18 protein-coding genes are annotated in these 20849 nt (G+C 75.5%); 8 read left to right on the top strand and 10 right to left on the bottom strand.

Features of this window, described 5'->3' with window-relative positions:
• From EAH89_RS20000 to EAH89_RS19985, 4 genes are all read right to left on the bottom strand, one after another.
• Positions 1–313, bottom strand: a 313-nt coding sequence (locus EAH89_RS20000) for a cache domain-containing protein (RefSeq protein ID WP_194152351.1), incomplete at its 3' end; no start/stop codon positions are given.
• A gap of 97 nt (positions 314–410) precedes the next feature.
• Entirely contained in the window at positions 411–2828 is a 2418-nt protein-coding gene (locus tag EAH89_RS19995) for an ATP-binding protein (protein WP_140885472.1), read from the bottom strand.
• Positions 2829–3167: 339 nt separating this feature from the next.
• Positions 3168–4778 carry a cisplatin damage response ATP-dependent DNA ligase gene (locus tag EAH89_RS19990; protein WP_140885471.1) on the bottom strand — a complete coding sequence of 537 codons (1611 nt, stop codon included), beginning with the start codon at positions 4776–4778 and terminating at the stop codon, positions 3168–3170.
• Complete coding sequence (locus EAH89_RS19985; protein WP_140885470.1) at positions 4775–5857, bottom strand: ligase-associated DNA damage response exonuclease; 1083 nt, start codon at positions 5855–5857, stop codon at positions 4775–4777. The genes EAH89_RS19990 and EAH89_RS19985 overlap by 4 nt, the downstream gene beginning before the upstream one ends.
• Positions 5858–5994: 137 nt before the next feature.
• Here EAH89_RS19985 and EAH89_RS19980 point away from each other — a divergent pair, with 137 nt between their 5' ends.
• Positions 5995–6648, top strand: coding sequence for an SGNH/GDSL hydrolase family protein (locus tag EAH89_RS19980; RefSeq protein ID WP_140885469.1), 654 nt, complete (start codon positions 5995–5997; stop codon positions 6646–6648).
• Between the two features lie 10 nt (positions 6649–6658).
• Here EAH89_RS19980 and EAH89_RS19975 read toward each other — a convergent pair whose 3' ends face one another.
• Positions 6659–7399, bottom strand: a complete 741-nt coding sequence (locus EAH89_RS19975; RefSeq protein ID WP_241667111.1) for a transglycosylase SLT domain-containing protein — start codon at positions 7397–7399, stop codon at positions 6659–6661.
• A gap of 664 nt (positions 7400–8063) precedes the next feature.
• On the opposite strand from EAH89_RS19975, the gene EAH89_RS19970 reads away from it, so the two are divergent.
• Complete coding sequence (locus tag EAH89_RS19970; RefSeq protein ID WP_140885468.1) at positions 8064–8798, top strand: GntR family transcriptional regulator; 735 nt, start codon at positions 8064–8066, stop codon at positions 8796–8798.
• Here EAH89_RS19970 and queG read toward each other — a convergent pair.
• Genes queG through queA form a run of 4 tightly spaced genes read right to left on the bottom strand, consistent with a single transcriptional unit; the run spans position 8777 to position 12514 of the window.
• Positions 8777–9835, bottom strand: a complete 1059-nt coding sequence (gene queG, locus EAH89_RS19965) for a tRNA epoxyqueuosine(34) reductase QueG (protein ID WP_140885467.1) — start codon at positions 9833–9835, stop codon at positions 8777–8779. The two genes, EAH89_RS19970 and queG, sit on opposite strands and share 22 nt — an antisense overlap.
• The gene (gene queF, locus EAH89_RS19960) at positions 9832–10293 is read right to left on the bottom strand and encodes a preQ(1) synthase (protein ID WP_140885466.1); all 462 of its coding nucleotides are present in this window, start codon (positions 10291–10293) and stop codon (positions 9832–9834) included. The genes queG and queF overlap by 4 nt, the downstream gene beginning before the upstream one ends.
• Complete coding sequence (gene tgt, locus EAH89_RS19955; protein WP_241667110.1) at positions 10290–11444, bottom strand: tRNA guanosine(34) transglycosylase Tgt; 1155 nt, start codon at positions 11442–11444, stop codon at positions 10290–10292. Before tgt ends, queF begins: the two co-directional genes overlap by 4 nt.
• Positions 11441–12514 (bottom strand): tRNA preQ1(34) S-adenosylmethionine ribosyltransferase-isomerase QueA, encoded by a 1074-nt coding sequence (gene queA / locus EAH89_RS19950; protein ID WP_140885483.1) that lies wholly within the window; start codon positions 12512–12514, stop codon positions 11441–11443. Before queA ends, tgt begins: the two co-directional genes overlap by 4 nt.
• A gap of 171 nt (positions 12515–12685) precedes the next feature.
• Here queA and EAH89_RS32700 point away from each other — a divergent pair, with 171 nt between their 5' ends.
• The 3 genes from EAH89_RS32700 (at position 12686) to EAH89_RS19935 (ending at position 15294) form a co-directional block, all read left to right on the top strand.
• Positions 12686–13732: a calcium-binding protein gene (locus EAH89_RS32700; protein WP_140885465.1), complete on the top strand. Its 1047-nt coding sequence runs from the start codon at positions 12686–12688 to the stop codon at positions 13730–13732.
• A gap of 85 nt (positions 13733–13817) precedes the next feature.
• Positions 13818–15014, top strand: a complete 1197-nt coding sequence (locus tag EAH89_RS19940; protein WP_140885464.1) for a Zn-dependent hydrolase — start codon at positions 13818–13820, stop codon at positions 15012–15014.
• 91 nt (positions 15015–15105) lie between these two features.
• A complete protein-coding gene (locus EAH89_RS19935; RefSeq protein ID WP_456306516.1) occupies positions 15106–15294 on the top strand; it encodes a DUF1328 domain-containing protein in 189 nt (62 codons plus the stop codon).
• A 75-nt stretch (positions 15295–15369) separates the two neighbouring features.
• Here EAH89_RS19935 and EAH89_RS19930 read toward each other — a convergent pair whose 3' ends face one another.
• Positions 15370–16434 (bottom strand): SDR family oxidoreductase, encoded by a 1065-nt coding sequence (locus tag EAH89_RS19930; protein ID WP_140885463.1) that lies wholly within the window; start codon positions 16432–16434, stop codon positions 15370–15372.
• A gap of 208 nt (positions 16435–16642) precedes the next feature.
• Between EAH89_RS19930 and EAH89_RS19925 the strand changes: the two genes are divergently transcribed.
• The 3 genes from EAH89_RS19925 to EAH89_RS32230 all read left to right on the top strand — a co-directional run bounded on the left by EAH89_RS19925 (position 16643) and on the right by EAH89_RS32230 (position 20827).
• A complete protein-coding gene (locus EAH89_RS19925) occupies positions 16643–18961 on the top strand; it encodes a molybdopterin-dependent oxidoreductase (RefSeq protein WP_140885462.1) in 2319 nt (772 codons plus the stop codon).
• Positions 18962–19070: 109 nt separating this feature from the next.
• On the top strand, positions 19071–19355 hold the full coding sequence (locus EAH89_RS19920) for a hypothetical protein (RefSeq protein WP_140885461.1): 285 nt from the start codon (positions 19071–19073) through the stop codon (positions 19353–19355).
• The gene (locus EAH89_RS32230) at positions 19337–20827 is read left to right on the top strand and encodes a methyl-accepting chemotaxis protein (RefSeq protein ID WP_140885460.1); all 1491 of its coding nucleotides are present in this window, start codon (positions 19337–19339) and stop codon (positions 20825–20827) included. Before EAH89_RS19920 ends, EAH89_RS32230 begins: the two co-directional genes overlap by 19 nt.
• Positions 20828–20849 lie beyond the last annotated feature (22 nt).

The raw sequence follows: 20849 nt of genomic DNA, 5'->3' as shown, positions 1-20849 counted from the left end.
GCGGGCGCACCTCGGCGTCGTTGATCCAGAGGTACTCCTGGCCGCTGTAGCGGATGGCGCGGATGGCGGCGGCGGCGGCCTCCTGGGCGGCGTCGCGGTCCATCCGGCCCGCCTTCTCCTCCGCCTCGAAGCGCTTCGCGGTGGCGAGCGCGGTGTCCACCACGGCGCGCAGCAGGCCGATCCGGTTCCGCTCCAGCTCCTCCGAGCGGCCCCTCACCTCGTAGGCGGCAAGGCCGACCAGCCCGAGCACGGCAACGAGCGTGCAGAGGTGGAGGCGAAGCGCGATGGGCCAGGAGGCGAAGCGTCGTGTCATGGGCGGGGGACTCCGGCTGGACGTCGTTGCGCCCAAAATCCCCGCCTTCCTTTAAGAACCCGTTGACCCCGCGCGCGGGGAGTTGATGGCGTTCCGCCTAGTCGCCCGCTTCCGCGCGCGGCGCGGGCTCGCCGAGCAGGGTCGCGACGCGGTCGGCGAGGTCGATGCCGCTGACGGGCTTGCGGAGAAGGGTGAAGGTGCCCCCCAGCGCGTTGCCGACCGCGAGCGAGGCGGCCTCGCCGGCGTAGCCGGTGACGAGGATGGCGGGCAGGCCGGGCTGGCAGCGCTGGGCCTCGCGGATGAGGGCGACGCCGTCGAGGCCGGGCATGGCGAGGTCGCTCACCAGGATGTCGAAGGGCTCCGCGGCATCGAGCGCGGCGAGGGCGGCGTTGCCGTCCGCCGCCTCGGTGACGGCGTAGCCGAGGTCGGCGAGCTGGGCCGAGAGCACCTCGCGCACGATCGGCTCGTCGTCCACCAGCAGCACGCGCGGGCGCCGGTCGGGGCCGCGGCGGGCGGGGGCGGCGGTGCCCGGCGGGGCGGGAGCCGCCGCCGCGGCCGCGACGGGAAGCAGGAGGGACACGCTCGTCCCCTCGCCGGGCGCGCTCGCGATCGACAGCGCCCCGCCCGAGCCCTGGGCGAAGCTGCGCGCCATGGCAAGGCCGAGGCCGGTGCCCTGGCCGAGGGGCTTGGTGGTGAAGAAGGCCTCCGCCGCGCGGGCGAGCACGGCGGGGCTCATCCCCTCGCCGGTGTCGGTGACGGTGATGCGGACGTAGTCGCCAGGGGCGAGGCCCTTGGCGCCCTCCTCCGGGGCGGCGGGGTCGTGGCGGGCGGTGCCCGCGTGCAGGCGGAGCGTGCCGCCGCCGGGCATGGCGTCCCGCGCGTTGGTCGCGAGGTTGACGAGGACGGTCTCGAGCTGCCCGCGGTCGGCGAGGATGGGGGGAAGGCCCGGCGCGGTCTCGACCTCGACCCGGATGCGCGAGCCGAGGGTGGCGGAGAGCACCTCCTGCAGCCCGCGGAGGAGGCAGCCGATCGCGAGGGTGTCGGCGCGCAGCTCCTCGCGCCGGGAGAAGGCGAGGAGGCGGCGGGTTACGGATTCGCCGCGACGCGCGGCGTCCTGGACCATGTCCGCGAGGCGCCGCACGGCCGCGGGGTCGCCCGCGCGGCGGCGGATGAGGTTGATGCCGCCGAGCACGGCCTGGAGCACGTTGTTGAAGTCGTGCGCGATGCCGCCGGCGAGCTGGCCGACCGCCTGGACCTTCTGCGCCTGCAGCAGCGCGGCCTCGGTGTGCTGGCGCTCGGCGACCTCGGCCGAGAGGCGCGCGTTGGCCTCCACCAGCTCGCGGGTGCGGCTCTCGACGCGGCGCTCGAGCGCCTCGGCGTGCTCGCGCAGCTCCTCCTCGCGCTGGCGGAGCTCGGCCGCCATGCTGTTCCAGGCGAGGGCGAGCTGGCCGAACTCCGAGGCGGGGCCGCAGTCGGGCGCGCGGGCCGCGAGGTTGCCGAGGCGCCACTCCTCCGCCGCGGCCAGCAGGGCCTGAGTCGGGCGCGTGACGAAGCGGCGGGCGGCGAGGAGGGTGAGGAGGAAGACGACGACGCTCACCCCCGCGAGCAGCAGCACCCCGCGGAGGAGGGCGTGCTCGATGTCGCCCATCAGCTCCGGCTCCGAGAAGCCGGCAAGGGCGGAGAGGCCGTGGTTGGCCGGCGTCGGCGGCGTGTAGCCGACCAGCCGGTGCGCGCCGTCGATGCTGCGCAGGCGCAGCAGGCCGGGCGCGGTGGCGCCGACGAGCTCCATCGCCTCCGGCGGGAAGGGCCGGCCCACGAACTCGGCGTGGCGGACGTCGCGCGCGAGGATGGTGCCGCCGGCGTCGGCGATGGTGAGGACGCCGCCCGCGAGGAAAGGGGAGCCGGTGCGCTTGAGCGTGCGGAGCTGCCCCGCGAGCCCGTCGAGGTCGAGGGCCGCGACCAGCGCCCGCCCGCCGGGAAGGGGCAGGTGGAAGGGCAGCACGCCCGCGGGATGGGTGGCGGTGCGGGTGAAGCGGCCGGCGCCGAAGCCCGTGGCATCCACGGCGGCGCGCGCCCAGTCCGGCGGGTCGCCCGCGAGGAGGGCGGCGTCGGAGGCGCAGGCGACGCGCCCGCCGGGCTCGACCAGCGCGATGAAGGCGTAGCCCGCCGCCTGCTCCCGCAGGCCGGCCAGGCGCGCGCCGCAGCCGCTGCCGGTGCTGCGCACCTGGTTGGACTGCGAGGCCGCGCCGAGGAGGATCCGCGCGCCGCTGGCGATCCCCTCGACGTTGCCGCCGAGCAGCTCGGCCTGGTGGATGGCGAGGTCGCCGAGCTGGGCGCGGCGCTCGGTGAGCTGGCTCCAGCTCACGGTCGCCTGCAGGGCGAGCGTGGGCAGGAGGCAGGCGCCGATGATCAGGAGGAGGCGGGTGGAGACGCGGAGGCCCCGAAAGCGGAGGGCGGGCGACACCTTGCTCGCGGTCCGCGGGCTCCGTTCCGGCACCGGGAGGGTGTTGTGCATCTCTGCCGGCGGCCTCGAGGGGTTGGCACACGCGGGCGGTTCCGCTTTTGCGGAGGGGCGCTCGCGCCGCCCAGGGGGATTTCCGCTCTATCGAAGGCCGGGGGGGCTGTCACGGAAAGCGTGGGGGCGGCGGCGGGCGCCCGCGGAGCGGTCCGGGAAGGGGTTGCCCGGCAGGATTATACAACCCTGGGGTGGTAAGCGCTGATTTTATTACTCGTTCACTATCCCGTGCGTCCCGCGGGCCGGGCGGGTGGTGGCGGGAGGGTTCCCGACTGGGCCGGGTGATCGCGCAGTTGTTACCAAGCGGCGGCAACCGTTCCGCCTCGTGGCCCGCGCGGGTCAGGCCGGGCGGTTCTCCACCATGCCCAGGAGGGTCTCCAGCGCGTCCGCCTCCTCCGCGGGCTTGTCGGGGCGGAGGCGGGCGATCCGGGGGAAGCGCATGGCGACGCCGGAGCGGTGGCGGGTGGAGAGCTGGGCGGCGTCGAAGATCACCTCCAGCACGAAGGCCTTCTCCACCTCCCGCACCGGGCCGAAGCGGCCGGTGGTGTGGTTGCGGACCCAGCGGTCGAGCATCACCAGCTCCTGGTCGGTGAAGCCGGAATAGGCCTTGCCGACGGGCACGAGCTCCCGCGTGCCGTCCTCGTTCCTGCGCCAGAGGCCGAAGGTGTAGTCGGAGTAGTAGCTGCTGCGCTTGCCGTGGCCGCGCTGGGCGTACATCAGCACGGCGTCGACGCTGAGCGGCGCCCGCTTCCACTTCCACCAGAGCCCCTTCACCCGGCCGGGAAGGTAGGCGCTGTCGGCGCGCTTGAGCATCAGCCCCTCGATCGAGGCGGCGCGGGCGGTGTCCCGCAGGGCCGAGAGGTCGTGCAGGCCGGTGAAGGGGATCAGCTCCGAGACGTCCATCCGGGCGGGAGCGTGGCGGGCGTACCAGGCTTCCAACCGGGCGCGGCGGGCGTCGAAGGGGAGGGCGCGCAGGTCCTCCTCGCCGTCGAGCAGCAGGTCGTAGAGGCGGACGGCGACGGGGTGGTCGCGCATCAGCTTCGGGCCGATGACCTTGCGGTTGAGGCGCTGCTGGAGGTCGGAGAAGGGGGCGACGACGCCGTCCCGGACCACCAGCAGCTCGCCGTCGAGGACGGCGTGGAATTCCATGGCCTCGGCGATCTCGGGGAAGGCGCCGGAGATGTCCTCCCCGGTGCGGGACCACATCCGGCGGCCGCCGGGCCCGGCGGTGATCTGGACGCGGATGCCGTCCCATTTCCACTCGGCCCGCCAGTCGGCGGGGCTCGCCTCCACGGCGGCGACGTCGGCCGGGGCCTCCAGCGGGTGGGCGAGCATGAGGGGGCGGAAGACCGGGGCGCCGGCGGCGTCGGGGCGGGGACCCTCGCCCTCCAGCCAGCGGAACAGGGGGAGGTAGGGGGGCGCGACGCCGTGCCAGACCTCCTCGATCTCGCCGACCTCCTGGCCCGACCACTCTGCCAGCGCCGTCTTGGCCAGGCGGGCGGAGGCGCCGACGCGGAGGCCGCCGGTGACGAGCTTGATGAGGGCGAGGCGGCCGGCCGCGTCGAGCGTGTCGAGCCAGCCCTCCATCAGCGCCGGAACCTCGGCGCGGGAGGCCAGTTCCAGGCCCTCCACCACCTCGGAGAGGGAGGGCGGCGGGGCGTTCACCCCCTCCCGCTCCGGCCAGATGAGGGCGACGGTCTCGGCGAAGTCGCCGACGTAGTCGTGGGAGAGGGCGAGGAGGACCTTGTCCACCCGGCTCTCCACGAGCTCGCGGATGACCATCGGCTTGGCGGCGGTGAAGGCGAGCTCCCCGGTCAGCGCGGCGAGGCCGACGCCGCGGTCGGGGTCGGGCTGGTCCTCGAACCAGCGGCGGAGAAGGGCGATCTTGGCGTGGCGGCCGGGGGTGAAGACGAGCCGCTCCAGCAGGTCGGCGAAGGCCTGGACGCTCAAGCCGGCGCGCCCCGCGGCGCCGGCGCGCCGGGCGCGACACCCGCGGCCTCCTCGGGGGTGGGCGGGGCCTCGGGGGCGCCCTCGTCCTCCTCGTCGCGGCCGACGAGGTGGAGCGCCCGGCCGCGGATGCCGCGCAGCGACAGGGCGTGGACGAGGGCGTCGTCGCGGCCGTGGGTGACCCAGACCTCGGGCGCGCGCACGTCCTCCATCGTCTGCAGCAGCTCGTCCCAGTCGGCGTGGTCCGAGACGATCAGCGGCAGCTCCACCCCGCGCAGCCGGGCGCGCTGGCGGACCGTCATCCAGCCGGAGGCGGCGCAGGTGACGGGGTCGGCCAGGCGCCGGGCCCAGGGGGTGGCCTCGGCGGAGGGGGGCGCGATGACGATCTCGCCGGGCAGGATGGGCGGGTGGCCGCGCTTGAGGCCCTTGGGCACGGGGCGAAGGTCGCCGAGCGGCACGCCGAGCTCCTCGTAGAGGGTGCAGAGCTTCTCGACGGCGCCGTGGAGGTAGACGGGGCGGTCCCAGCCGGCCTCCCGCAGGAGGGCGATGATCCGCTGCGTCTTGCCGAGCGCGTAGGCGCCGACGACGTGCGCCCGCTCCGGAAACAGGGCCACGCTGTCCAGCAGCCGGCGGATCTCGTGGGCGTCGGGCGGGTGGCGGAAGACGGGGAGGGCGAAGGTGGCCTCGGTGACGAAGACGTCGCACTCCATCGGCTCGAAGGCGGCGCAGGTGGGGTCGCGGCGCCGCTTGTAGTCGCCGGAGACGACGATGCGGCTCCCCTTCCACTCCAGCGCCACCTGGGCCGAGCCGAGGACGTGGCCGGCGGGGAGGAGGGTGATGCGGACGCCGTTGCGGGTGACGCTCTCGCCATAGGGAAGCGACTCCTGCACGTCGCCCGCGCGGTCCTCGCCGAAGCGGGCGCGCATGATGGCGAGGGTGTCCGGGGTGGCGAGCACGGCCTTGTGGCCGGGGCGGGCGTGGTCGGCGTGGCCGTGGCTGACCACGGCGCGGTCGACCGGGCGGGAGGGGTCGATGAAGAAGTCCCCGGGCTCGCAGTAGAGGCCGAGGGGGGTGACCGTCATCCAGCTTTCGGGGTGGGGCATCCCGGGGGAGATGGCGGCCCGGCCGGGCCTCGGCAAGGCATCCCGCCCGGCGCGTGGAAACCGGCTGGGGCGGTGCTAGCCTCGCCGGCCGGCGGGTCCGGGCACGAGGAGGGGCGATGCGGCGGCGCGATCTGCTGGGGGTTATGGCCGCGGCGGCGGGGGCGCGCTGCGCCGCGGCCACCGAGGGCGGGGTCTTCCTCTTCGACGGCGACAGCATCGCGGCCGGCAGCGGGGCCACGCCTGGCGGGGCCCTGGCGGAGGGGGTCGTGGCCCGGCTGGGCTGGCGGGGGCGGGTCCACAACACCGCGCACTGGGGGCGCCCGATGGCCGAGTGCCTGCGGCTCTACGACCGCAACGTCGCCCCCCTGGCCGAGGGGGAAGAGGGCCCGCGGCTGCTCTTCATCCAGGCCGGCGACAACGACATCGACCAGGGGGCGAGCGGGGCCGCGGCGCACCGGGCGCTCGTGGACTACGTCGCCCGCGCCCACGCGCAGCGCTGGCGGGTGATCGCCTCCACCAAGCTCGCGCGGCCGGACTTCCCCTTCCGCAAGCGGGTGGAGCTCGCGGACTACAACCGCCTCGTCCTCGCGAACGCGGCGGGGGCGGAGGCGGTGGTGGACTTCGCGGCCATCCCGGAATTCGCGCGCGTCGCGAACCGGACCAACCCCGACATCTTCACCGCGGACCGCGTTCACCCGAGCGACGGCGGCTACGCGATCCTGGCGCGGGAGACCGCCCGGGCCGCGGCGCCGCTGCTCGCGGGCCGCTAGGGCCTCCCGGCTACTCGGCGGCCTCGGCGATCTCGAGCAGCGCCTCGCCGTTGCGGCGCTCGCGCGCGTTGCCGCCGCAGCGGGCGTCGGCGAGGAGGGTGCTGCCGGGGTTGGCGGCGGCGAGCTTCGCCTGGACGCGGCAGGCCAGCCGGTCGCCCGAGGCGCCGCCGCCGTTCCAGCGCCGCAGCGCCTCGGTCCAGCTTCCGGACCGCTCGTAATGGGCGCGGAGGAAGCCCGCCCCCCAGTCCGCCGCGGCCCAGGGGTCGAGCGGCCATTCCGCGCCGCGGGCGTGGACGCGGGCGTTCACCTGCACGCAGCCGGCCATGACGTTCCCGCCGCGGCCGGCGGCGTTGTAGAGGCGCCGCGCGTCCTCGTTGCTGGCGGGGAAGTGGCTCTGGCCGCCGATGTTCATGGCGTAGGCGTGCAGCCCGGATTCCGCGAGGGCGACGGCCACCATCAGGCCGCGGGGGATGTCGTGGGCGGCCTCGGCCTGGCGGGCGGCCTGCAGGCACGCGGCGCGGGGGCCGGCCGCCGCGCGGCGGGCAGGAGGCGGCGGCGGGGGAAGGGGGAGGGCCGGCGCCTCGGCGGCGGCGAGGGCGGGGGAGGGTTCCGCGTCCTCGGCGGAGGCGCAGCCGGCGGCAAGGGAGCCGAGGCCGAGGACAAGGGTCGAGGCGAGCGCGAGCCGGGGGATGCCGTTCTGGCATCGTCGGCTCGAACTCCCGGCTCGGGTCGGAGGGGCGCTCCGCGGCATCGCGCACGGGAACGCCGCGTTGAGCAGCCGGCCAGGGATGGCCGGCGGTCGGGGCGCGGACGTCATGCAAGCAGCGGTAACAGCATCGGGAGGGGTGGCGCAAGCCGTTTCGGATAGATCCCGAATGGCGGCGGGACGAGGCGGCCTTCCGGCAAGGTATCCGCGGGCGCCTTGACCGGCCGCCCGCGCGGGGTTCTGCCGGGGCGGCGGCGGCAAGTATTGGCGGGGCCGGTTTTACTTGGCCGGGGCGGGGCGGCCCCGAGTTTCTATTGACGAATACAGTAACGAACGGCGGACGCGCGAAAGGGCCGCGCGGCGCGGGGCACGGTGGCGAGGCGGTGGCGAGGCGGTGGCGATCGGTGGAAAAGGAGGGGGAGTTGTGGGTGACGACGCGGTCCGCCGGGCTTCCGGGCGTTGTGCCCAAGGCCCTGGAAGGCGGGACCAGCGTCGTCCCCGATTGTTTCCTACCCCAAACCCGGCCCGTCTATGACGGCGGCAGGAGGGGTTTGCCACGGTCATCTATAAGACACAAGACTGCACTGCTAACGGTTTCGTCAGCGATGGGTCGCCCTCCGGCGAAGCCGATTCCCCCAACCGGGGGCGGCCTCGCCTCGACCCTGGCCGCGGTATAGGATTGGGGCAGCATGAATCCCGGAAACGTCCCTTGAGTGACCTGCGCCGGCCCGACGCGCGGCCCCTCTACGCGCAGGTCGAGGCCATCCTGAACGAGCGGATCGTCTCGGGAGCCTGGACCTCCGGCCAGGCCCTGCCGGCCGAGCCGGAGCTGGCGCACGAGCTCGGCGTCTCCCCGGGCACGCTGCGCCGGGCGCTCTCGGGGCTCGAGCGGCGGCACCTGATCGAGCGGCGGCAGGGGCGCGGGACCTACGTGGCCCGCCACACCAGCCGGGCGGCGCTCGGGCAGTTCTTCCGGGTGCGGACGCTCGACGGGCGGCCGGCCGACCCGGAATCCTTCATCACGCGGGTCACGACCGGGCCGGCGACGGAGGAGGAGGCCGCGCGGCTCGCCCTCCCGCCGGGCGCCGAGGTGTACCGGGTGGACCGCAGCCGGCGGCTCGACGGCGCGCCGCGGATCGCCGAGCGCATCAGCCTTCCCGCGGCCCTCTTCCCCGGGCTGAACCTGCCGATCGCCCCGGACCAGCTCGGGGCCGAGATCTACGTCCACTACCAGAGCGCGCACGGCATCACGGTGGTGCGGTCCGAGGAGGTGCTCTCGGCGGCCGCGGCGACGGAGGAGGACGCGGCGGTCCTTGGCATCCCCCTGGGAACGCCGATGCTGGTGATCGAGCGCGTGACCTTCGACGCCGCGCGGCGGCCGGTGGAGATGCGGGTCTCGCGCCTCGACACCCGCGCGCACCGCTACGCGGTGGAGCTGACCTGAGGGGCTGAGGCGAGGCGGGCCGCGGCCCAGCGGGCGCTGTCGGCGACGACGGGGTCCTCGTCGTCCGCGAGGGATCGGGCGAGGGGGAGGAGCGAGGCGTCGCCCGAGTTGCCGATCGCGTTCAGCACGTTCCGCACGAAGCGCCCGCGGCCGACACGCTTGATGGGCGAGCCCGAGAAGCGCGCGCGGAAGGCGGCGTCGTCGAGGGCGGCGAGCTCGGCGAGGCGGGGCGCCACGAGGTCCTCGCGCGCGACCAGGCCGGGCACGGCGGTCGGCGTCGCGAAGCGGTTCCAGGGGCAGACGGCCAGGCAGTCATCGCAGCCGTAGATGCGGTTGCCGAGGCGGGGGCGGAGCTCCTCCGGGATGGGGCCGCGGTGCTCGATGGTGAGGTAGGAGACGCAGCGGCGGGCGTCGAGCCGGTAGGGCGCGGGGAAGGCGTCGGTGGGGCAGGCGACCTGGCAGCGGGTGCAGCGGCCGCAGCGGTCCGCGTGCGGCGCGTCGGGCTCGAGGGCCAGCGTCGTGTAGATCTCGCCGAGGAAGAGCCAGGAGCCGTGGGCGCGGGAGACGAGGTTGGTGTGCTTGCCCTGCCAGCCGAGGCCGGCCTGCTGGGCGAGGGGCTTTTCGGAAACCGGGGCGGTGTCGACGAAGACCTTCACGCCGGGCGCGTCGAAGCGCGCGACCATCCAGCGGGCGAGCGCCTTCAGGCGGGACTTCACGAGGTCATGGTAGTCGCGGTGGCGGGCGTAGACGCTGATCGTGCCGCGGTCGGGCTGCGCGAGGCTCGCCAGCGGGTCGTCGGCCGGGGCGTAGGAGAGGCCGAGGGAGACAACCGACAGGGCCTCGGGCCAGAGGGCGCGCGGGTGGGCGCGCTGCTCGGCGCGGCCCTCCATCCAGCCCATCTCGCCGTGCAAGCCGGCGGCCAGGAAGTCGGCGAGGCGGTCGCGCACCTCGGGCCCGAGCTCGGCGCGCGCGAAGCCGACCGCGTCGAAGCCGAGGCGGAGCGCCTCGTCGCGGATGGGCGCGCGCGGGTCCGTCACCCGCGGCCGCGGTAGGGCGGCACGCCCTGGTCGGGGATCCAGGCGCCGGCGGGGGGCGCGCCGGTCTGCCAGAAGACGTCGATCGGGATGCCGCCGCGCGGGTACCAGTAGCCGCCGATGCGGAGCCACACCGGCTGGAGCAGGTCCGCGAGGCGCTTGGCGATGTCGATGGTGCAGGCCTCGTGGAAGGCGCCGTGGTTGCGGAAGGCGGTGAGATAAAGCTTGAGGCTCTTGCTCTCCACCAGCCACTCGCCGGGGATGTAGTCGATGACGAGGTGCGCGAAGTCGGGCTGCGCGGTGATCGGGCAGAGGCTGGTGAACTCGGGCGCGGTGAAGCGGGCGACGTAATGCGTGCCGGGGTGCGGGTTGGGCACGCGCTCGAGCACCGCCTCGTCCGGGCTGTTCGGCTGGGTGGTGTACTGGCCGAGCTGGGTCAGGCCGGACACGTCGTGGTTCATGAGGTCGTCTCCTCCTTCAACGGCGGCTCGGCCGGGGCGGGGGTCTCCCACTTCGCCGCGATGGCGGCGGCCTCGGCCTCGAAGCGGCCCTCGAGGATGGCGGCGCGGAGCCGCGCGGTGAGGGTCTGGTAGTAGCGGATGTTGTGCCAGGTCAGCAGCATCGGGCCGAGCATCTCCTCGGCCCGGACGAGGTGCTGGATATAGGCGCGGGAATGCCGCGTGCAGGCCGGGCAGTCGCATTCGGGGTCGAGCGCGGAGGCGTCGTCGGCGTGGCGGGCGTTGCGCATGTTGAGCACGCCGCGGCTGGTGTAGGCGCGGCCGGTGCGGCCGGAGCGCGTGGGGATGACGCAGTCGAACATGTCCACGCCGCGGGCGACGGCGCCGATGATGTCGGCGGGCGTGCCCACGCCCATGAGGTAGCGGGGCTTTTCGGTGGGCAGCATGGGCACGGAGAAATCGAGGGTGCGGAACATCGCCTCCTGCCCCTCGCCGACCGCGAGGCCGCCGATGGCGTAGCCCTCGAAGCCGATGTCGGTCAGCGCCCGCGCGCTCTCGGCCCGGAGCCCCTCGAAGGTGCTGCCCTGCTGGATGCCAAAGAGGCCGTAGCCGTCGCGGGGCGTGAAGGCCGCGCGGGAGCGGGCGGCCCAGCGCATGGAGAGGCGCATGCTCCTCGCCGCCGCCGCCTCGGTCGCGGGGAAGGGGGTGCACTCGTCGAAGCACATGGTGACGTCGGCATCCAGCAGGTGCTGGATCTCGATGGAGCGCTCCGGCGTCAGGCGGTGCTTGCTGCCGTCGATGTGGGATTGGAAGGTGACGCCGTCGGCGTCCATCTTCCGCAGGCCCGCGAGCGACATGACCTGGAAGCCGCCGGAATCCGTCAGGATCGGGCCCTGCCAGTCCATGAGCCTGTGCAGGCCGCCGAGGCGGCCGACGCGCTCGGCGCCGGGGCGGAGCATGAGGTGGTAGGTGTTGCCGAGCACCATGCGGGCGCCGGTCGCGCGCACCGCGTCCGCCGTCATCGCCTTCACCGTGCCGGCGGTGCCGACGGGCATGAAGACGGGGGTGGGGACCTCGCCGTGCGCGGTGTGGAGCGTGCCCGCGCGGGCGGCGCCGTCGCGGCCCTGCAGCGTGAAGCCCAGGGGACCGTTCACCGGCTGGCTTCCGCGTCGTCGCGGTCGATGAGGCAGGCGTCGCCGTAGGAGTAGAAGCGGTAGCCGGCGGCGATGGCGTGGGCGTAGGCCGCGCGCATCCGGTCGGTTCCGCCGAAGGCGCAGACGAGCATGAAGAGCGTGCTCCGGGGCAGGTGGAAGTTGGTCAGCAGCAGGTCGGCGCCGCGGAAGCGGTGGCCGGGCAGGAGGAAGATGTCGGTGAGGCCGCGGAAGGGGGCGAGGGTGCCGTCCTCGCGCGCCGCGGTCTCGAGCAGGCGGAGCGCGGTGGTGCCGATGGCGACGACGCGGCCCCCGCGGGCGCGGGCCTCGTTGATGGCGCGGGCGGCGCTCTCCGTCACCTCGCCCCATTCGGCGTGCAGGCGCCCGGCGCGCGGGTCCTCCTCGCGCAGCGGCAGGAAGGTGCCGGCGCCGACATGGAGCGTGAGGGTCGCGCGGCCGACGCCGCGGACCTCGAGGGCCGCGAGCAGCGCCGGCGTGAAGTGCAGGCTGGCGGTGGGCGCGGCGACGGCGCCGGGGGTGCGGGCGAAGATCGGCTGGTAGTCCTCGCGGTCCTCCGGGCGGGGGCCGTCGGGGCGGGCGATGTAGGGGGGCAGCGGGATCTCGCCCGCGCGCTCCAGCGCGGCGGCCAGCGCGGCCGGGTCCGGGCCGAAGTCGAGGCGGACGGCGCCGCCCTGGGGCGGTTCCACCACGCGCGGGGCGAGCTCGGGCGCGCCCTCGATCGCCAGCACGTCCCCGGGCCGGAGCTTGCGGGCGTTGCGGACGAGGGCGTGCCAGGTGCCGTCGGCCTCGGCGCGGTTGAGCATGATCTCGACCCGCGCCTCGCCGCGGCGGGCGCGGAGGCGGGCGGGGATCACGCGCGTGTCGTTCACCACCATCAGGTCGCCCGGGCGCAGCAGGCCCGGCAGGTCGCGGACGACCCGGTCCGCGACCTCGGCCGGGTCCTCGCCGCCGGGCGGGGCGACGCGGAGCAGGCGCGCGGAATCGCGCGGCCGGGCCGGGGACTGGGCGATGAGCCCCTCGGGCAGGTCGAAGGCGAAGCTGGCGGTGGCCAGCGGGCGCGGCGCGGGGGGGGATGCGGGGGGCAGGGGGGATGGCCGATCAAGGGGGCGGGGGCGCGCGGCCCGTCCGCGGCGGGGGAGCGGGCAGATAGGCCATGAACATCCCCCTTGAAAGCCTCCGGGGAAGGTTTCAAGAAGGCAACTCCTTGCGAATGGTAAACGATCTTGGAAAACACCGAGACGTCCTGGTCGCCCGAGGGGCCGGCCGACACCGCGAGCGGCCTGCACAAGGCGGCGCTCCAGGCCATCCTCGCCTGGGGGGCGAGCGTGCCGGATGGCGCGCTGGTCCTGGCGGCGATGGAAGCCCCGCGCGCGGTCGCGGCCGTGCCGGAGGGCGTGGCGCCGGCGCCGCCGGTGCCGGCCGCTTCGGAGGTGCCGGCGCCGATGCCCCCGGAGGCGCCGGCCCCCTTTCCGGTGCCGGCGGAGGCGCCGCCCCATGCGCCGGTCCTGGCCGCCCCCGTGCCCGAGCCTGTGCCCGAGCCCGTCATAGCCCCGCCGGCCCCGCCGGCGGAACCGGTCGCGGCGCTGCCTCCGCCGCCGGTGGCGCAGGCGCCCGTTCCCCCGGAGCCGGCGCCGCCCGCCGCGACGCCGCCGGTGGCCGAGGTGGTTCCGGCCGCCCTGCCCATGGAGGACCCGCCGCCGGCGCCGCCCGCACCCGCGACCGGGCCCACCGCCGAGGCCGCGCCGTCACCGACGCCCGCGCCCGTCCCCGTGCCGGGCCTGCGCCTGGCCGGCGGGCGGGGGGAGGACGATCTGGAAGGCGGGGCGGGGGCGGACACGCTGGAGGGCGGGGCCGACGACGACGCCCTGGCCGGCGGGGAGGGGGACGACTGGCTGCTCGGCGGCGCCGGGCGGGACGTGTTGCGGGGCGGGGAGGGCGCCGACACGCTCGAGGGCGGGATGGGCCCGGACGTCCTTCTCGGCGGGGCGGGGGACGACCTCGTGGTCCACGCCTACGGCGACCGGGAGCCGCGGCCGGACATCGCCCTCGGCGGCGCGGGCCGGGACACGCTGCGGCTGACCATCGACGCGGGCTACTGGGAGGACCCGGCCGTGCGGAAGGTCTTCGCCTCGCTCGCCCTCTGGATCGCGACGGGGCCGGGCGAGGACGAGGCCTGGGTGGACGACGGGCTCGGCCTCTCGGTCTCCGGCTTCGAGGCGCTCGAGGTGGTGGTGGACGGCGCGCCCGCGCCCGCCGGCTGGATGCTCTGACGCGGGCAGCCGGGGGCGGGGCGATACCCGGGGGGCGCGATCCGCTCTAGCATCCCGCCCACGGCAACGGCGGGGACTCGCGGGCATGAAGGTGGACACGGACGGTTTCCTGGCGGACCTCCAGGCGCTGCGGCGCTTCGGGGCGTTCAGGACGGGCGTTCACCGGCCGACCTTCTCCCCCGAGGACATGGAGGCGCGGCACTGGTTCGTCTCCCGCCTGCGGGAGGAGGGGCTGGAGGCGGAGATCGACGGGATCGGCAACATCCTCGGCCGCAGCCCGAAGCCGGGGCCGCATCTGCTGGCCGGCAGCCACCTGGAGAGCCAGAACGAGGCGGGGTGGCTCGACGGCGCGCTCGGCTGCGTGGCGGCGCTGCACCTGGCGCGCGCCGGGCTGCCCGTGGACGTCGCGGTCTTCTCGGACGAGGAGGGGCATTACGGCAGCTTCATCGGCAGCCGCTCCTTCACGGGGCTGCTGGAGGAGGCGGAGATCGACCGCCTCGCCAACCGCTACCACGGCAAGCCGCTGCGCGACGCGCTGCGCGAGGTGGGGCTGGAGGGGCGGCCGCGGCTGCGGGCGGAGCCGGGGCGGCACAAGGCCTTCCTCGAGATGCACATCGAGCAGGGGCGGCAGCTCGAGGGCCAGGGGCTCGGGATCGGGGTGGTGACGGGGATCGTCGCCATCTGGCAGTGGCGCATCACGATCGAGGGCCAGCAGAACCACGCGGGCACGACGACCATGGCCGAGCGGCGCGACGCGGGGCTGACCGCCGTGCGGCTGCTGACCATGATCGACGAGGAGTTCCCGCGCCACTGCGGCGAGCGCACGGTCTGGACCGCGGGGCGCATCGCGCTCTCGCCCGGCGCGCCGTCGATCATCCCGGGGGGCGCCGAGATCCTCTTCCAGTACCGCGACGTGGATATCGAGGTGCTGCGGCGGCTGGAGGGGGTGTTGCGGCGCTGCGTGGCCGAGAGCAACCGGCGGGAGCGCTGCCCGGCGGTGCTGGAGGCGATGTCGCTCTCCACGCCGGCTGTCAGCGACCCCGCGCTGCAGGACGCGCTGGCCGCGGCGGCGGAGGCGATCGCGCCCGGCCGCTGGCAGCGCATGCCCTCGGGCGCGGGGCACGACGCGCAGTACCTCGCGCGGGTGATGCCGGCGGCGATGCTCTTCGTGCCCTCCATCAACGGCATCAGCCACCATTGGACGGAGGACACCTCGGAGGAGGACCTGGCGCTCGGCATGCGCGTGCTGGCGGAGGGGGCGCGGCGGATCATCGAGGGGTGAGGCGCGGCACGGCGCCGTGAGGGGACGAGGCTGAAACTTGCAAGCCCCCGGCTTGTTCACATCCCGTCACGTTCACGGACCGGGGGTTACCATGGCTGAAGGCAGTCTGCTGCGCTGGGCGATCATCGCCCTTGTCGTCGCGTTGATCGCGGGCGTTCTCGGCTTCGGCGGCATCGCGGGCGCCGCCGTCGGCATCGCGAAGATCCTGTTCTACATCTTCATCGTGCTGTTCCTCATCATGCTGGTGATGAACTTCATGGGGCGCGGCCGCGGGGTCTGACCACGCGCCATCCGGGATGAGGGCCGGGGAGGAAACTCCCCGGCCCTTTTTCATGCCCGGATCAGGGGGAGCCGATCAGGGGAAGCCGCCGCCGCCGGAGGCGCCGAAGACCTGGCCGGTGGTGAAGCTCGACTCCTGGCTCGCCAGCAGGACGTAGACCGGGGCGATCTCCACGGGCTGGCCGGGGCGGCCGAGGGAGGTCTTGGCGCCGAACTCGGCTAGCGCCGCCGGGATGGCGCCGCCGGAGGGCTGCAGCGCCGTCCAGTAGGGGCCCGGCGCCACGGCGTTCACGCGGATGCCCTTCCCCGCGAGCTGCTTGGACAGCGCCTTGGAGAAGGCGACGTTCGAGGCCTTCGTCTGGGCGTAGTCGAAGAGGACGGCCGAGGGGTCGTAGGCCTGCTCGGAGGCGGTGATGATGATGGCGGCGCCCGGCTTCAGGTGGGGCAGGGCCGCGCGGGTGATCCAGAAGGGCGCGTAGACGTTCGTCTTGAAGGTCGCGTCGAACTGCTCCGTCGTGATGTCGGCGATCGACTGCTGGGCGCGCTGCATGCCCGCGTTGTTCACGAGGATGTCGAGCCCGCCCATCTCGCGCACCGCGGTCTCGACCATGCGGTTGCAGAAGGCCTCGTCGCGGATGTCGCCGGGCAGGGCGACCGCCTTGCGGCCGGCGTCGCGGATGATGGCCAGGACCTCGTCGGCGTCCTCCTGCTCCGCCGGCAGGTAGCCGATGGCGACGTCCGCGCCCTCGCGCGCGTAGGCGATGGCGGCGGCGCGGCCGATGCCGGAATCGCCGCCGGTGATGAGGGCCTTGCGGCCCATCAGGCGCCCGGTGCCGCGGTAGCTCGCCTCGCCGTGGTCGGGGCGGGGCTCCATCCGGCCGGCGAGGCCCGGGGCGGCCTGGGTCTGCACCTTGAAGGGCGGGCGGGGGTAGGCGTCGCGGGGGTCGTGCGGCACCGCGAGCGGCAGGGGCGGGGTCGTGCCGGTGCCGGAGCCGAGGGCGGCGCCCTGGGATCCGCCCTGGGCGCTCCCCTGCGTTTGGGCGAGCGCAGGCGCGGCGACGGCGGCCATGGCGGCGCCGGCGGTCACGCCGCCCACGATCTGGCGGCGCGAGGGCGCGGGGTCGTTCGTCTTGTCGTCCATGCGGGGAACTCCTGGGGATGGGGCGCGGCGAGGCCGCCCGGCGGGCGGGGGCGGCGGGGCGGCGGGAGAGGGGAGCGGCGCGCGGTCCGGCGCGGCGCCGTATCACCTGGAGGAACGCCGGCTTCCGGGCGGCGGTTGCGGGTCCCCCGGCCGGGTCGGCGCCGCGCGCGGTTGATCGCGCGGCCGCGACGGGGGATGGTCGGTTGCCATGGTCCTGATCACGCCGCACGCCGCCCATTGGGGCTACTTCGACGCCGTCGTGGAGGAGGGGCGGGTGATAGGCACCCGGCCCTTCGCGCGCGACCCGCACCCGGGGCCGCTGATCGAGGGCATGCCCGACCTTGTCCACGCGGAGTGCCGCATCGACCGCCCCTACGTGCGGGAGGGCTGGCTGCGCGGGGAGCGGCGGGGCTCCGCGCGCGGGCGGGACCGCTTCGTGCCCGTCCCCTGGGACCGGGCGGTGCGGCTGGTGGCGGAGGAGACCGCGCGGGTGCGGGCGGAGCACGGGGACGCCTCGATCCTCGGCGGATCCTACGGCTGGGCCTCGGCCGGGCGCTTCCACCACGCGCGGAGCCAGCTGCAGCGCCTCCTCGGCCTGGGCGGCGGCTTCACCACGCAGGTGACGAACTACTCCTACGGCGCGGGCATGACGCTGATGCCGCACGTGCTGGGGACGAACGACGTCGTCACGGGGCCGGTGACGGACTGGCGGAGCATCGTCGGCCACGCGCGGCTGATGGTCTGCTTCGGCGGGCTGCCGCTCAAGAACGGGCTGGTGACGGCGGGCGGCGGGGGCGCGCACGAGTACGTGCCGCTGATGCGCCAGGCCGTGGAGGCGGGGCTGCGCTTCGTCAACGTCAGCCCGCTGCGGGACGACACGGCGGGGTTCCTCGGCGCCGAGTGGGTGCCGATCCGGCCGGGCGGCGACGCGGCGATGGTGCTGGCGATGATCGGGGCGATCGTCGCCGCGGGGCTCGAGGACCGGAAGTTCCTTTCCCGCTGCACGACCGGCTGGGACCGGCTGCGCGCCTACGTGACGGGCGAGGCGGACGGGGTGCCCAAGACGCCGGAATGGGCGGCGCCCCTCTGCGACGTGCCGGCGGAGCGGATCCGGGCGCTGGCGCTGGAGGCGGCGGGCGTGCCGACGATGCTCACCGCCACCTGGTCCATCCAACGCGCCGAGCACGGGGAGCAGCCCTGGTGGGCGCTCGTCGCCCTGGCCAGCGCGCTGGGCGGCATCGGCAAGCCCGGCCAGGGGATCGCCTTCGGCTACGGCAGCATCAACGGCATGGGGACGGCGCGGCGGGAGCTGCCGACGGTGAACCTGCCGGCGACGCGCAACCCCGTGCGAACCGCGATCCCCGTCGCGCGCGTGACGGAGCTGCTGGAGCGGCCGGGGGAGGTGCTGCGCTACAACGGGCGGGACATCGTGCTGCCGGACATCCGCCTCGTGTTCTGGGCGGGCGGCAACCCCTTCCACCACCACCAGGACCTCAACCGGCTGGCGCGCGCCTTCTCCCGGCCCGAGACGATCGTGGTGTCGGAGCCGTGGTGGACCTCGATCGCGCGCCACGCGGACATCGTGCTTCCCGCGACCACCACGCTCGAGCGGAACGACATCGCGAGCGCCTCGCGCGACCGCTTCCTGCGGGCGATGCACCGGGCGGTGCCGCCGCAGGGGCAGGCGCGCAACGACCACGACGCCTTCGCCGACGTGGCGGAGGCGCTCGGCTACCGCGAGCGCTTCACGGAGGGGCGCGACGAGGGGGCCTGGCTCCGGCACCTCTACGACCGCTTCCGCCGCGCCTGCGACGCCCTGGGCGAGACGGTGCCGGACTTCGACCGCTTCTGGGCGGAGGGGCACATCGAGTTCGCGCCGCCCGCGGCGGGCGACTTCGTGGGGTTCGCCGACTTCGTGGCCGACCCCGCGGCCGCGCCGCTGGGGACGCCCTCGGGCAAGGTGGAGCTCTACTCCGAGACGATCGCGGGCTTCGGCGACCCGGAGGTGCCCGGCCACGCCGTGTGGCGCGCGCCGCGGGAGTGGCTCGGCGGGGACGTGTCGCGCTTCCCGCTGCACCTTCTCTCGAACCAGCCGGCGACGCGGCTGCACGGGCAGCTCGACCCCGCGCGCGCGGCGCGGGCGAGCAAGATCGAGGGGCGGGAGCCGATCCGGATGCACCCGGCGGACGCCGGCGCGCGCGGGCTCGCGGCCGGGCAGGTGGTGCGGGTCTTCAACGACCGGGGGGCGGCGCTGGCCGGCCTCGTGCTGGAGGAGGGGCTGCGGCCGGGGGTGGTGACCATGTCCACCGGCGCCTGGTGGGACCCGCGGGAGACCGAGGCCGGGCCGCTCTGCGTCCACGGGAACGCCAACGTGCTGACGCGGGACGTCGGCACCTCCTCGCTCGGCCAGGGGGCCTCGGCCCAGTCCTGCCTCGTGCAGGTGGAGGCCTGGACGGGGCCGCTGCCGGAGGTGCGGGTGCACCGGCCGCCGGCGATCGCCCGGGAGGCGCCGGCCGGCGACGGCTGAGCGCGGCCGCCGGCGGGGGGGCCGGACCGGGCCGCCCGCGAGGGCGGAGCCCCCGATCATCTTTTTGTTGCTTAACCGAATCAAAACCCGTGGTGGCCAGCATCTGGCCATGCGCTTCCACGACCTGTTGCCCGCCCTGGCGATGATCGTGCTGGCGACGGTGTCCGTCCTCGGGAGCCGGCTCTGGCCGGAGGGGGAGGGGCCCGTGCTGGTGCGCCTGGGCGCCGGGGGAATGGAGGCGCTGTTCGGCGACCCCGCGCTCGCCGGGGTCTCGCTCGTCGACACGCCCGCGCCGGGCTTCGCGGTTCTCGCGGGGGACGGCGCCGCCATCCGCTCCGCCTTCGGCCTCACCCTCGCCTGGAGACACAACCCGCCGTGCTCGCCCCGCCCCTAGCGACCCCCGTCGGCACCCGCCTCGCGGGGCTGCGCCTCGTCTCCGAGCGCGCGATCCTCGGCATCGTCGCGCTGCACGGCCCGGCGCTGCTCGCGGCGGGGTGGCTCGTCCACGGCCGTGTCCGGGCCATGCTGGGGCTCTGGCTCGTGCTCTTCGGGGCGGCCGCGGCGTCGCATGCCGCCCGGCCGGGCACGCCGGCCACGCGCGCGACCCTGGCGGCGGTGCTCTGCGCCATGCCGGCGCTGCTGGTGGAGGAGCTGGCCGGCCATCCCTGGCAGGCGGACGCGCACATGCACTTCTTCGCGGCGCTGGCCGTGACCGCCGCCATGCTTGACTACCGGCCGGTGCTCGTCGGCACGGCGGCGGTCGCGCTGCACCACCTCGTCCTCAACTTCGCGCTGCCGGCGGCGGTCTTCCCGGGCGGGGCGGACCTCGCGCGGGTGGTGTTCCACGCCGTCATCCTCCTCTTCGAGGCCGCGGCCCTCGCCTGGCTGACCGCGCGCGGCGCGGCCGCGATCGAGGAGGCGGAGCGCGCCATGGCGGAGGTGGCGCTGCTCGCCGGGGAGCGGGAGGAGGAGCGGGCGGCGGCGGAGGCACGGGCCGCGGCCGGGCGCCGCGAGGCGTCGGTGGCGATCGCGGCCGAGATGGAGCGGTCGCTGGGCGAGATCGTGGGGCTTCTGTCGACCTCCTCGGCCGGGTTGGGCCAGTCCGCCGACGCGCTCGGCGACACGATCGGGCTGGTGGAGCGCCAAGCCGCGGGGGCGGCCGTCGACACGCGGGAGGCGGGGGAGGGCGTGGGCCGCGTGGCCGCCGCCGCCGAGGCGATGTCGGCCACGCTGCGCGACATCACCGCGCGGGTGGCCGAGACCGCGGCGATCGCCGGCGAGGCCGTGCAGGAGGTGCGCGCGGCCGACGCGACGGTGCGCGAGCTGACGGAGGGCGCCGAGCGGATCGGGGACGTGGTGCGGCTGATCGGGGAGATCGCGGGGCAGACGAACCTTCTCGCGCTCAACGCGACGATCGAGGCGGCGCGGGCGGGGGAGCACGGCAAGGGCTTCGCGGTCGTCGCCTCCGAGGTGAAGGCGCTGGCCGGGCAGACCGCCACGGCGACGGAGGAGATCGGCGCGCAGGTGGCGGCCATGCGGCGGGCGACGGAGGCGACGATCGCGGTGCTGCAGGGCATCGGCGGCACGGTCGAGCGGACGAGCGGCATCGCCGGCGCGATCGCCGCCGCCGTCGGCCAGCAGGACGTGGCGACGCGCGGGATCGGCCAGGCCGCGGGCGAGGTCTCGGCGGGGACGCGGCGCGTGGAGGAGGGCGTGACGCGCGTCGGCCTCTCCGTGCGCGAGGCGCGGGAGGCCGTCGAGGGCGTGCGGCGCTCGAGCGGCGAGCTGGCGCGGCACGGCGAGGTGCTGCGGGGCGGGATCGACGCGCTGGTGGGGCGGTTGCGGGCGCAGGGCGGGGCCGCCTGAGCGTCGGCCGGGCGGAAGGACG

This window comes from Muricoccus nepalensis, assembly GCF_006438825.1.
Taxonomy (GTDB): domain Bacteria; phylum Pseudomonadota; class Alphaproteobacteria; order Acetobacterales; family Acetobacteraceae; genus Roseomonas; species Roseomonas nepalensis.
The sequence above is the reverse complement of the archived record's forward strand: the minus strand, read 5'-3'. Positions and strand labels throughout refer to the sequence as shown.